This window comes from Planctomycetota bacterium (assembly GCA_018242585.1).
Classification (GTDB): Bacteria; Planctomycetota; Planctomycetia; order Pirellulales; family PNKZ01; genus JAFEBQ01.
In genome coordinates, this window is sequence record JAFEBQ010000007.1 from 115,101 (window position 1) to 127,207 (window position 12,107).

A 12,107-nucleotide genomic window follows, 5' to 3' on the forward strand; every position below is an offset into this window, starting at 1 on the left:
ATGTCCACCGCCACGCTCACTCGATCGCCGCGCATTCGTCTGGCCACGCTGGACGAGTACGATCAGATTTCGCGCGTCGAGTGGCAGAACTCGCTGGGGAGCTTGCAAGAGAGCGACTGGCGCGATCTGTGGCTGAAGAACCCGGTCTGGCCGCGCGTGAAGGACCATTGGCCGGTGGGCTGGGTGCTGGAAAGCGTCGACGGTCGCATTGTTGGCACATTGATCAACGTGCCGTCGTTGTATCAATTCCGCGGGCGCGAACTGCTGTGCGCTAACGGGCGCGGCTGGGCCGTCGACGTCGATCATCGCGCGTTCGCGCTGGCCTTGATGGGGGAATACTTCGGCCAGGCCGACGTCGATCTGTTCATCAACACGACCGTGGGGCCGAATGCCGCGCCGCTAATCAGTCAACTGAGCGATCGTATTCCGTGCGGCGACTTTCAGACGCTTCCCTATTACGCCACGTCGCATCGCCGGCTGGCGATCAAAGGACTGAACAAGCTGCGTTTGCCGTGCGCGAACCTGCTCAGCTATCCGGCCGCGGCGGCCATCGGACTGGTCGATCGGCTGCGCCTGAGCCGCATTCCGTCAGCGCCACGCGGCGTGACGATCGAAATGCTCGATCACTTCGACGCGCGGTTCGACCCGTTCTGGCAAGAGCTGGTCGCGCGGAACCCGAACATTTTGCTGTCGGCCCGCGATAGCGCTGCGCTGAACTGGCACTTTACCGGCCCGATTCGACGTCACGACTTGTGGGTCGTCGCCGCGGTTCGCGATGGATTGCTGCGGGCCTGGTGCGTGATTAAGCGGCAAGACCCGGGCGAGGCGATGCGGCGCATGCGGCTGATCGACTTCCAGACCGTCGAGCCCGAGGTCGATCATCTGGCCGGCTTGTTGCGAGCGGCGCTGGCGCGCTGCCGGCGCGAGCGCTACGACGTGCTCGAACATTTGGGGGCCGGGCTGCCACAGGTGGCGACGTTTGAACGCCATGCGCCGTATCGCCGCGGCCTGGCGTGCTGGCCCTTCTACTATCGCGCGGTCGATCCGGCGCTGGATGCCGAGTTGGCCAATCCTGAACTGTGGGCGCCATCGACGTACGACGGCGACTCGAGCTACGAATAACTGCGCCGCGTCACGCGCCGTTATGGCGTTTTCTTTACTTGCGGCTCGACGGCCCCGGGCTCGAACGTAGCCAGATCGGGCAGCGTCACGCGCACACCGTCGCTCGGCACGTCCACCTTTGCCGACCAGACGACGCCGTTCAGGATCAGCGTGCGTAGATTGTCGTCGTGCCAATTGCGATAGAAGTGCGGCATGACCACTCCCACGCCCCGCCCGCCGTCGGCGCGCGACACGGCCCAGGCCACCGTCTCGCGCTTCGGCTCTTCGGGGGGCAGCATCGACGTCGCCAGCGCCGTGACGTTCGGCATGGGACCGTTTGGCCCGAAGTAATTGTTGTAGTAAGGCTCGTCGCGCAGGCTGAACGACTTCCAGCCGCGCAGCACGGGATGATCCCCAGTGCCGGGGTCGATGGCGCAGTTGAACACCTTGGCGACCGACTTGTGGTGCGGGCAGCCGGTGGCAAAGTAGCCCCCCATCCAACGCAACAGCGGATGATCGCCGTCGGGCTTCACGTGCTTGGCAGTCAGGCCGGTCGCATAGTGGTAGCAAACCAGCCCACAGCACCGGTCCATCATCCGGGGCAAGTCGGCCATGATCCGGTCACGCTCGGGCATTTCCTCGCCCGGGAAACGATCGCCCGAAAAGACGACCGAAGCCACGCGGTCGAGTAACTGTGAATCAGTGGGCCAGGTGGTGACGACTTCGGCCGTGATGCCGCGAACATTGTCGGCATGTTCCAGGCAATGCTTCACCAGCTTGGCGCTGGCCAGCACCTCGTGCGAGCCCGGCGGATGCTTGCTCGGCCCCACGACGATCAACACGTGCGCCGGCGTGCTTTGAGCAGCGGCGTTCGCCGAGACGAGCGACACCATGCCCAGCGTCGCGACCAGCGCGGCAATCATCGTTCGAGCAGCATTCGTCGCCATGATTCGCATACTCATCAGTCGTTAGCAGTTTGCCAGCGGACATTAGCCCCCGGTCAATGACCGGGGGCGTACGAGCATCAATCTCGTCTATCTCTCGCCGAAATCAGTGGGTAGCACCGACAACTAGTTGTCGGTGTCGCGCAGCGACAAGAGGACAATGGAGAATCGAACCAAACCCTCTTGCGGCTCCGCCGCCCGGACAAGCAAGTTGTCCGGGCCACCCCACATACTTCGTGTCGCCGTCAGTTTAACCCGCCGCCGCCAATGCCGTCCCATGCACGCCAAGCAAGCCATCGATCTCACTCAAATCATCGCCGCTCAATTGCCAATCGCCGGCGGCTGCGGTCTCTTCAATCTGCGCCGGGCGGCGGGCTCCGACGATGGCCGCGGTCACTTCGCCGCGCCGCAGCACCCAGGCGAGGGCCACGTGCGCCACCGTGTGGCCGTGCCGAGCGGCAATCTGGCGCAAGCCCTCGACCAGCGCCAAGTTGGCCGACAGCTTCGGCTCGTGAAACTGCACGTCGTTCCGGCGGTGATCTTCGGCCGCGAGTTGTTCGATCCACTCGTGCGTGATCTTGCCGGTGAGCAGCCCCTTTTGCATCGGGCTATAGGCCACGACGCCAATCTGGTTCGCTCCGCAAAACGGCAACAGCTCGGCCTCGACGCCGCGGGCCAGCATGCTGTACGGCGGCTGCAACGACGCGATCGGGTGAAGCTGCTGGATTCGCTTGAGTTGGGCCACGCTGAAGTTGCTGACGCCGCCGTAACGAATCTTGCCGGCGCGGACCAGGTCGGCCACCACGCCCCAAGCTTCTTCGATGTCCTCGTCGGGCTGCGGCCAGTGCATCTGATACAGGTCGATCACATCGACCCCCAACCGGCGCAAGCTGGCCTCGACCTCGGCCATCACACTGGCCCGCTTCAGGCGTGGGAACAACTGCCGCTGCTCGTCCCAACAGCGGCCGCACTTGGTGGCGACGATCGGGCGTTGCTTCAAGCCGCGTAGGGCACGGCCGACCACTTCTTCGCAATGCCCCAGCCCGTAGGCCGGAGCGGTGTCGATCCAGTTGATGCCCACGTCGAGGGCGCGGTGAATCGTGCGGATCGATTCCTCGTCGTCCTGCGGCCCCCAGCCGAACTTCCAATTGCCACCCCCAATGGCCCAAGTACCCAGGCCGATGCGAGTGAGTTCCAGCGACGTGTTGCCAAGCCGTTTGGTGAGCATGCGAGTGAGAACCTGCGGGCGGTGTGGGTGGCGAGAAAGTTGAAGGAGGGCAGTGCAAACCGCTTCGATTTACCTTGGCAGCCCGGGCAGGTCAACCGTCTGGGCGTTTTGCTGCCTGGTAGGGTGCTCTGTGAGCACCGTTTTTTCAATTCTTGGCCGTGCCCGATCGCGCCAAGTTGTTCGGCTCGCAGCGCGATGATTTGGTGCCCACAGGGCACCCTACAAAGACCTCGCCTCTTCTACAAATGCACCGGCACGAAGCGTTGCTGTTCGTCGGGCAGGCGCGGGGCAGGGGGGTCGAGCCAGGGAATCGGCTCCTGCCGGGCGGTGTGTTCGCGGACCCGATTTTTGAATTCGGTGACCACCGTGCCAAGCGCCATCCGCTCGTTGGCCGCCGTGCATTCGATGCCATCCAGATTCGCGACTCGAGCGCGCACACGCCCCTCGGCGATTTGGGCGACGTACACCGTGCAGCCGAACACCGGCACATTGGCCATCGGGAAGTTGCCTTCGTTGCTCATGCACCGTCACCCGCCCACTAGGGTTTCTGTTCCAGCCATTGCACCGCGTCAGCGATCACGTACTTACCCTCGGTGCCGTCGGTGCCGATGCGAACCCAGCCGTTGCGCCCCGCGCGAAACCTGAACACCCCCAGCGTGCGGAACAGCCGGCCATGCTCGGGCACTTCCTGCTGGTTGATGCGAACGACTGTCTCGCCGTCGGCATGGTGAATGGTGACGGGCGTGTTGGTGGCCCGGCGGACATTGTAACAGTGGGCCAGCCGCACCTCGTACCGGCCATCGCGCGGCAAGTCGGGCGTGAAGGTGACCGACTTCTGACCTTTGCCGTCCTTCTGATCGTGCAGATAGCCCAGCCCGACGTGCGGCGGCGTATGGGTCGAGTATTGCCAGGTGCCGACCAGCGTGGCAGCCGTCTCGTCAACGACAATGCCCGGCAGCGCCGCCGGATCGGCGACAATGAAGGGCACAAGTTCAGGCTTGTCGACTTCGCCCGGCGCGTGTGAATTGGCCACGGCTTGCGGATGGGGCTTTAACTGGGTAGCCGGCTCGGCGGGCTCGGCGCCGACTGATGAGAAGGCGAGCACAAGCAACATCAAAACCGACAGTAGTGCGACCGCTTTCAACGACATTGATACGAGAATCCACAAGACTTTGGCCGATCGGCGAGGGACGGGGCTATTGTAGCTTCCCTCGGGATGGTCTGAAGCCAGACATTGCACCAAATAAACACCCTGTTCGGCGCGTCTTTCTTTCCGTGGCGAGGGCGTTTTCGCCGGGCCGCTAGCTGTTGGGCATCGTTCCGAACTTCCCATGCGCGGGGATCTTATGCGTCGTGAATTTCGATTCCTGGTCGGTTCGCTCGTCGGTGTTGCCTTCGCGGTCAGCCTGTTGAGTTCAGCGGCGTCGACCGCCTGGGCCGCCAATGCCTCGGGCAAGCCGAACATTGTAGTCATCGTGGCCGACGACTTGGGGAATCGTGACCTCGGGGTGCAAGGTTGCACCGACTGCCCGACGCCGCACATTGACTCGCTGGCCGCCGGCGGCATTCGCTGCACCAACGGTTACGTCAGCGGACCCTATTGCAGCCCGACCCGCGCCGGGCTGTTGACCGGGCGTTATCAGCAACGCTTTGGCCACGAGTTCAACCCCGGTCCGCCGGGGGAACCGGGCGAAGAAGTCAAAGGGCTCGATCTGAATCAGGTCACGCTGGCCGACCGGTTGCGCGCGGCGGGTTACGCGACCGGCATGGTCGGCAAGTGGCACCTGGGGGCCACGCCGCAGTTCCATCCCACGCAGCGCGGCTTTCAAGAATACTTCGGCTTCCTCGGCGGCGCGCTGACGTACCTGCCCGACAGGCCCAAGGGGAAAGACAACATCTATCGTGGCACCGAGCCGGTGAAGGAGACCGAGTACCTGACCGACGCCTTCGCGCGCGAGGCGGTCGCCTATATCGACCGGCACGCGAAGGAGCCGTTCTTCTTGTACCTGACCTTCAACGCGGTTCACACGCCGATGGAAGCGACCGACAAGTACCTGGCACGCTTCGCCAAGATCGAAGATCAGCGCCGGCGCACCTATTGCGCCATGTTGTCGGCGATGGACGACGCGGTGGGGCAGGTACTTGGCAAGCTGCGCACCGCGGGCATCGAAGAGAACACACTGATCTTTTTTGTCAGCGACAACGGTGGCCCAAGCGGTGCCAACGGCTCGATCAATCTGCCGCTGCGTGGCAACAAAGCGACGACTTGGGAAGGGGGCGTGCGGGTGCCGTACCTGGTCCAGTGGAAAGCCCGGCTGCCGCAAGGCAAGACCTACGATCAACCGGTGATCCAGCTCGACTTCCTGCCCACGGCGCTGGCCGCCGCCGGCAGTACGACCACGCCGGCCGACAAGCTGGACGGGGTTGACTTGTTGCCGTACCTGGCGGGCGAGAAGTCCGGTGCGCCGCACGCGGCCCTATACTGGCGGTTTGGCGAGCAGATGGCGATTCGCAAGGGCGATTGGAAGCTGCTGCGCGCGCCGAACGACGGCGCCACGCGAGGCGGACTGAACCGCGAGATGACGTCGGGCATGTTGGTGAACCTGGCCAACGACATTGGCGAAGAGCACGACGTGGCATCGGCCAATCCCGATAAGGCCCGCGAGTTGCAGGCCGCCTGGGACGCGTGGAACAAGGACAACGTACCGGCCAAGTGGGGCCCCGCGGCCAAGAAGAAGCAACCGCAGCCGGCCGCGAGGAAGCGAAAACGGACGGCGTGAGCGATTAGAAGATGCCGGCCCCAAGCTGTTACAAGTGGTTCAGGTACTTCACATAGGCAATCGTCCACGCCAGTCGTCGACCAGCGCGTCCTGGCAGGCACGTCGCCCCGGCCGGCAGCGCGGCGGCCAGCGTGTCGTCATCGAGCGCGTCGAACGGCCAGGGAGATTGCATGTCGATGCTCTTGAGCAACAGCCAGCGGCCGGGATCGTGGCCGACGTGACTCAGTAGTCGTGGCGTGCTCTGGTTAAACGCCACCAGCAAGTCATCGGGCCGCACAAACGCTCGCCAGCGATCTTCAAACTCGCCGAGCGTCGCCCCGCCGGCAAAGGTCTCGGCCGGTAGCGCCAGGTGTCCGAGAAACGCATTGGACAAGGGACTCATCGGCGCGAGCGCGCAACAAAGCCGCTCGCCGCTGCCAATCCGCTCGGCCACCCAATAGAGCGGCGCTAGCGAGTTGGGGTCACAGCCTCGCCCTCCCTGGGCCGACTCGCCATACGCGACAACCACGTGATCCAAGCTCCCCAGCAAGGCCGCGGGCACATTGCCGAGCGCGGGCCGGCGGCGCTTGGTGTGCCGCTCGCGGCATTCGACTTTGGGATGGGACAATTGCCGCTCGACCATCACGTTGAAAGCGTTTAACAACTCAGCCAACCCGACGGTCGCCGGCTCACAAGCGGTGAGCGCCGCCACCGCGGCCTCGACGGTCGACAGCGCCAGCGGGTTGGGCTGGCGGCGGATGCGGAACCGGCTGGGCTGTTGTGGCGTGAGCTGGAAGCGCGGCAACGTCCGCAGCGCAGGGATATCGCGGAGCAAGGTCTTGGCATGGTGCCAGGTCCCGTCCAGGATCACCAATTGCTCGGGCAGCGCGTCGCGCGGCACGGCATCGAGCGTCAACGAATCGGGCTCCGGATACAGCAAACCGGCGCGGGGTGCCAAGGACAGCCTGCCGGCCAGTTCGCCTGGATGACCGATCAAGAGTTGCGAATTGCGCAGCGCTCGGTGGACCATCCGCGCCGTGTTGAAGGGATGAAACCGCTCGCGCGCGTGTTGAACAATGAGCACCTGGGTGCGATTGTCGATTTGCGGCACGGCGTCGCAATAGCATTCATGGCGCGGCCTGAAGCATGCGTAGCAACGCTTGCTCGTCGCCGGTTCTGCCATTTCAGATGGTTGTTCGATCGTCGCCACGCGTTGCTGCCCCCTAGAGCGTCTCTTCCCAGACCGTGCGGTAACCGCCGACCTGTTCCACGTATTCTAACAGCCGGGCGTAAAATGGGTCATGCGACAAGGTCGCGCTGTCGCCCACGATCAGCAGCTTACGCCGGGCGCGTGTCATGGCCACGTTCATCCGCCGCACGTCGGCCAGGAACCCGATCTCCCCCGCCGTGTTTGAACGGACTAGCGAGATGACGACCGCTTCTTTCTCGCGCCCCTGAAACCCGTCGACGGTGTCGATCTCAAGGCCGGGCAGATCGAGCCGCTCGCGCAGCAACCGGACCTGGGCCGCGTAGGGAGAGATGACCGCAATGTCGGCGGCCGGCACGCCCGCGTTGACGATCGCCGTCACCTTGTGCGCCACCAACGCGGCCTCGCGTGGGTTGCAGCGACTTTCGCCGTCGGGTTCCAATTGCTCGTCGTAGTCGGCGCCGGCAGTGTCGATAAACTCGACGGGCAACGACGTTAGCGACTCGCTCGCCACGCCCGACAGATCGGTGAGCAGGTGTTCGCGCACCGAGGCGTCGGCGACCAGTTCATCGTCGTAGAACTCGCGCGACGAGAATGCCATGATCGATTGATGCATGCGGTACTGCTCGACCAGTCGCCGCGTCACTTGGGTGCCATACCGCCCGACCAGCCGCTCGAACAGACTGACGCTCAGCCCGCCGTTTACGGCCTCGGGCGAGATGACCGTCGGCGGCAACTGGCAATGGTCGCCGGCCAGCACCACGCGCCCGGCGCGCAAGATCGGCGGCCAGCAACCGGGCTCGGTGCTCTGACACGCTTCGTCGATCACCACCAGGTCAAAGTTCAATTGCCCGAGCACCTGGCTATCGAGCCCAGTGGTGGTGGCACAGACGACGCGCGCACGGCTGAGAATGTCTTCGGCCGCTTGCGACTCCAACCGCCGCGCGTCGGCCAGCCGGCTGCGAGCGTCCTGGCGCAACTCCTGTCGCGCGCCGGGCTCGGGCTTGGCCCGCGTGTAGCGACTGGCCTTGCGGAACAGGGCGAGGGCTTCTTTGACCAGCTTGCGAGCCAGTCGCACGTCGTGATGTTCGTCGACCAGGTAGTCGAGCGTGTGCTGCCGAAGCGTGTCGAGCACTCGGGCCGGATGACCAAGACGCACCGCCGATTCGCCGAGCGCGACGAGCCGTTCCATCATGTTATCGACAGCCAGATTGCTTGGTGCGCAGGCCAGCACCTTCTCGCCGCGGCGAACCGCCTGGCGAATCAACTCGATCACGGTCGTCGTCTTGCCGGTCCCCGGCGGCCCGTGGATCAGCGCCACGTCCTCGGCCGCCAGCGCGAAGCGGACGGCGTCTTGCTGGGCCGGATTCAAGGCCAGCTCCCATTCGATCGGCTGGTCAGCCGATTTCTTTTCGCGCGGTTCGCGCTCGCCCAAGAGGACACGCCGCAGTTCGGTAAGCCGATCCCCCTTGGCGCCGGCAGCCCGGGATAATGCTTGCTGCTGGCGGTCGCTGGCGATTTCATCGCTCGACAAATCGACCCGCCACGCCCCTTCGTCGGTGTCCTCGGGTTCGCGGTCGATCACCACTCGCAGCTCGCGATCGCCGCGCTCGACGACCACCCCGCGCGATTCGAACTCGCCTGCCTCGCCGGCGCGCGAAACGATCACGGGCGCGCCGGAGTTCAACCGATGCCAGGGCAAGCCCAGCGTCCGGTTGCGCTTAACGAAGCTCAGAATGAACCTGCCGCCGAGACCGGTATCGACGTCCGTCACGACCAGATCGACCAGGGCCGTGCCCGATCGCTCGGCCGCCGAGGGGGACAGCCGGCGACGCTGTTCGCCCGCGCGGCGCAGCTCCTCGCGGCTTTCCATTTGCAATAGGCGCGACAAACGCTGGAAGTGGTCGCCGGCGTCAACGGGCGCGGACTTCGATTCGGCGCGAACCCGAATGCGCCGATCGTTCAGCGATGCGCCATCGAGCGATTGAACCAAGCGCCCCGCCCAATCGTCGGGAATCTCGGCTGTGGCGCGATTGCCCTGCACGTCGAGACGGCCGACCTTGCCGCCGCTTAGCCCTGACTGGTCGCAGATCAGCTTCAGGAGCTCTCCCTTGCTGGTCCGCGGCGGCAATGAATCGAAATGCAAGATCGCCATGCGAGTGGGTTTGATTCCTTCAGCCAACCAAGCTTTATCCAAGGGTGGCCCAGCCGCTAGCCGGCTGGGTCGCGCAGCGACAAGAAGAACGGGCGACGTCGCACATTCTTCTTGTTGCTACGCAACACGGCCGACGAGCGGCCGTGCCATCCGATTTCGATTACCTCAAATAGTAGACGCCACCAATAAGGTGCATGGAATGCACCCTACAATGCGTCCGCCGCCCAGGCTGGCGCTTCAGCCGAGAACGTCGTACGCTCGCCCGAGATCGGATGGACGAACGTGATGCTCTTAGCGAACAGACACAACGGCGGATCGTCCACGCCGCCGGTCTGGGTTTCGCCATGTTGCCGGTTGGCCAGGTACGACTGGTCGCCGACGATCGGCCAACCCAACTGCCACAGGTGAACGCGAATCTGGTTCGTGCGGCCAGTCAGCGGGCGCACCTCGAGCAACGTCGTGCCGTCGGCCAGGCGCTTTAACACCCGGAACTCGGTTCGCGCCGGCAGGCCCGCCGCTTCGTCAACCGCGCGCAGGCCGGTTTCGAGCGCCTCGGCGCTGATCGGCGCGTCGCAGGCGAATTGATCCTCGGGCGGGTGTCCTTGCACCCGGGCCAGGTACGTCTTTTCAACTTCGCCGTATTCAAACTGCGGCTGGACCAGGCTGGCAAAGTGCCGCGTCCGCGTGAACACGACCAGGCCGCTGGTGTTGGCGTCGAGTCGATGTGCTGGGCGTGGCTTCTGTGGTTCGTAGACGGTTTGCAAGAACGATTGCAGCGTGTTCCGGTTGAACCGACCGCAAGGATGCAACGGCAGCGGGGCGGGCTTGTGAACGACGATCAGCGCTTCGTCCTCGTACACAATCTGAATGTCGATGCTGACGTCGGGCTCGATCGTCGCCGGCTGGACGTGCAGGTAACGCTCGCCGGCGCGAACGATGTGGTCGGCCGCGATCGGCCGCTTGTCGTTGTCGCACAGTTGCCCGGCGGCGCAGATCGATTGCCATTGCTCGCGGGGCACGAAGCTGAACACTTCGCATAGCAGCTCGAGCAGCGGTCGGCCATCGCACGAGGCGGGCACCTTGATCGGCCGATAGTTGTCATAAGGCCGACTGCCGGGCAGGGGAGTGGTCGCGACCCGGAGCGCCTGCTGCCGAGCACGCAGGGTGCGCTCGCGCTGCTCGTCGCTCGTTTCGTGGCAGTAAGGGCACGACACCCCTTTGACGAACCGCGCGTCGCCTTGATCGGCGGTCGATAGCGGCGTCAGACAGACGTAGCACTGATCGCTCGACGTTTCTTTCAGGCCTGGGTCCAGTCCGACGCGCTGGTCAAAGACGAAACACTCACCGTCATAGTGCGCGCCGCCACACTCCTCGAAGTATTTCAGAATGCCGCCATCGAGTTGGAAGATTTGCTGGAAACCTTCGCGCTCGAGGAACGGGCCAGCCTTTTCGCAGCGAATGCCCCCGGTGCAAAACATCACCACCGGCTGCTGCTTGAGCTCGGCCGGCAATTGCGCACTGGCCGTGGGGAAGTCGCGGAAGTGATCGATCCCGAGCGACAGCGCGCCGCGGAAGGTGCCGAGCTTGACCTCGTAGTCGTTGCGCGTGTCAAGCAACGTGACCGGGCGTCCCTCATCGAGCCAGCGCTTCAGTTCGTGCGGGGCGAGCTTGGGCGACGTGTGCCGCTCGGGGGCGATGCCGTCAACGCCGAAGGCGATGATCTCTTTCTTGATCCGCACCAGCATCCGCGTGAACGGTTGCCGAGCGCTGGCGCTGACCTTGGGTTGCAACTCCGCCAGCCCGGGAATACTACGCAGCTCGGCGAGCAGTCGATCGGCGTTCGACTGCTCGCCGGCCACGAATAGATTGATCCCCTCGGTGCTGAGCAGGATCGTCCCCTTGAGCTCCCACTGCTTGCAAAGCGCGAGCAGCCGCTCGCGCAACGACTTCAGGTTCGTCAGCGGCACGAACTTGTAGGCGGCAATGTTGACCGTGGCAGCCAAGGGTAGTTCACTCGATCGGTTCGATCCGTCGCTATAACCATTATCGACACGGCCGCGCTCCCGCGGCCTGCGGTCTTACTCCTTGACCGCTTGCAGACCGATCTCGATTTGGACTTCCTCGCCCAACATCGTGGGGGCGGCGGTCACGCCGAACTCGCTCCGCTTGACCGACGTGCTGCAAAGGATACCGACGCGCGATTTCCCCTTGGGGAACTCGACCGGCTTCAGGCCACCCTTCAACTGCATGGTGATCGGTTTGGTGACACCGTGCATCGTCAGGTTCCCCGTCACTTCGTACCCGCCGTCGATCCCTTTGACCTTGGTGCTTTGGAAGGTGATGTTCGGGAACTGCTTGGTGTCAAAGTAATCGTACGCCCGCAGGTGCTCATCGCGCTTCTGGTTGGCGGTGTCGATGCTGTCGACCTTGATCGTCAGGTTGAACGACGACTTGGCCGGGTCGGCCGAGTCGATGACGAACGTGCCCGAGTAGTCGTTGAACCGGCCGTGGATGGTGCTGATCCCGGCGTGCGAAATCATGAACGAGATCGACGAGTGAACCGGGTCGACGCTGTACGACTCGGCGGCTTGGGCCAAGGTCGTAACGGCGGCAAACGTCAAAGCCAGACAAGCGGTGCGAAACGTGGCGAGCATGTTGAGTCCTCGTGGCAGGTGGGAGGGACAAAAGCAGAGCCGCTATCTTACCTGGCGCA

Annotated in this window: 10 protein-coding genes; 2 read left to right on the top strand and 8 right to left on the bottom strand. The window is 64.2% G+C overall.

All coding sequences use genetic code 11. The features are described from left to right. On the top strand, positions 1-1,122 hold the full coding sequence (locus JSS27_03665) for a hypothetical protein (protein ID MBS0208032.1): 1,122 nt from the start codon (positions 1-3) through the stop codon (positions 1,120-1,122). Positions 1,123-1,142: 20 nt separating this feature from the next. On the opposite strand, the gene JSS27_03670 is transcribed toward JSS27_03665, so the two are convergent. The 4 genes from JSS27_03670 to JSS27_03685 form a co-directional block, all read right to left on the bottom strand. Then, complete coding sequence (locus JSS27_03670; GenBank protein ID MBS0208033.1) at positions 1,143-2,024, bottom strand: ThuA domain-containing protein; 882 nt, start codon at positions 2,022-2,024, stop codon at positions 1,143-1,145. A 271-nt stretch (positions 2,025-2,295) separates the two neighbouring features. Further along, positions 2,296-3,273 carry an aldo/keto reductase gene (locus JSS27_03675; GenBank protein ID MBS0208034.1) on the bottom strand — a complete coding sequence of 326 codons (978 nt, stop codon included), beginning with the start codon at positions 3,271-3,273 and terminating at the stop codon, positions 2,296-2,298. Positions 3,274-3,512: 239 nt separating this feature from the next. Further along, the gene (locus JSS27_03680) at positions 3,513-3,794 is read right to left on the bottom strand and encodes a hypothetical protein (protein MBS0208035.1); all 282 of its coding nucleotides are present in this window, start codon (positions 3,792-3,794) and stop codon (positions 3,513-3,515) included. 17 nt (positions 3,795-3,811) lie between these two features. Then, entirely contained in the window at positions 3,812-4,423 is a 612-nt protein-coding gene (locus tag JSS27_03685) for a xanthan lyase (protein MBS0208036.1), read from the bottom strand. Positions 4,424-4,619: 196 nt separating this feature from the next. Between JSS27_03685 and JSS27_03690 the strand changes: the two genes are divergently transcribed. Then, on the top strand, positions 4,620-6,053 hold the full coding sequence (locus JSS27_03690) for a sulfatase (GenBank protein MBS0208037.1): 1,434 nt from the start codon (positions 4,620-4,622) through the stop codon (positions 6,051-6,053). 28 nt (positions 6,054-6,081) lie between these two features. Here the strand turns inward: JSS27_03690 and JSS27_03695 are convergent, their stop codons facing one another. From JSS27_03695 to JSS27_03710, 4 genes are all read right to left on the bottom strand, one after another. After that, on the bottom strand, positions 6,082-7,215 hold the full coding sequence (locus JSS27_03695; protein ID MBS0208038.1) for a DTW domain-containing protein: 1,134 nt from the start codon (positions 7,213-7,215) through the stop codon (positions 6,082-6,084). Positions 7,216-7,255: 40 nt separating this feature from the next. Further along, positions 7,256-9,394, bottom strand: coding sequence for an AAA family ATPase (locus JSS27_03700; protein MBS0208039.1), 2,139 nt, complete (start codon positions 9,392-9,394; stop codon positions 7,256-7,258). Positions 9,395-9,600: 206 nt separating this feature from the next. After that, on the bottom strand, positions 9,601-11,397 hold the full coding sequence (locus tag JSS27_03705) for an RluA family pseudouridine synthase (protein MBS0208040.1): 1,797 nt from the start codon (positions 11,395-11,397) through the stop codon (positions 9,601-9,603). Positions 11,398-11,472: 75 nt separating this feature from the next. Further along, a complete protein-coding gene (locus JSS27_03710) occupies positions 11,473-12,048 on the bottom strand; it encodes a polyisoprenoid-binding protein (protein ID MBS0208041.1) in 576 nt (191 codons plus the stop codon). Positions 12,049-12,107: the final 59 nt, after the last annotated feature.

Bases quoted from the DNA above. Each gene is read 5' to 3' on its own strand.
- JSS27_03665 (MBS0208032.1), top strand. From the start codon at position 1: ATGTCCACCGCCACGCTCACTCGATCGCCGCGCATTCGTCTGGCCACG.
- JSS27_03670 (MBS0208033.1), bottom strand. From the start codon at position 2,024: ATGATTGCCGCGCTGGTCGCGACGCTGGGCATGGTGTCGCTCGTCTCG.
- JSS27_03675 (MBS0208034.1), bottom strand. From the start codon at position 3,273: ATGCTCACCAAACGGCTTGGCAACACGTCGCTGGAACTCACTCGCATC.
- JSS27_03680 (MBS0208035.1), bottom strand. From the start codon at position 3,794: ATGAGCAACGAAGGCAACTTCCCGATGGCCAATGTGCCGGTGTTCGGC.
- JSS27_03685 (MBS0208036.1), bottom strand. From the start codon at position 4,423: ATGTCGTTGAAAGCGGTCGCACTACTGTCGGTTTTGATGTTGCTTGTG.
- JSS27_03690 (MBS0208037.1), top strand. From the start codon at position 4,620: ATGCGTCGTGAATTTCGATTCCTGGTCGGTTCGCTCGTCGGTGTTGCC.
- JSS27_03695 (MBS0208038.1), bottom strand. From the start codon at position 7,215: ATGGCAGAACCGGCGACGAGCAAGCGTTGCTACGCATGCTTCAGGCCG.
- JSS27_03700 (MBS0208039.1), bottom strand. From the start codon at position 9,394: ATGGCGATCTTGCATTTCGATTCATTGCCGCCGCGGACCAGCAAGGGA.
- JSS27_03710 (MBS0208041.1), bottom strand. From the start codon at position 12,048: ATGCTCGCCACGTTTCGCACCGCTTGTCTGGCTTTGACGTTTGCCGCC.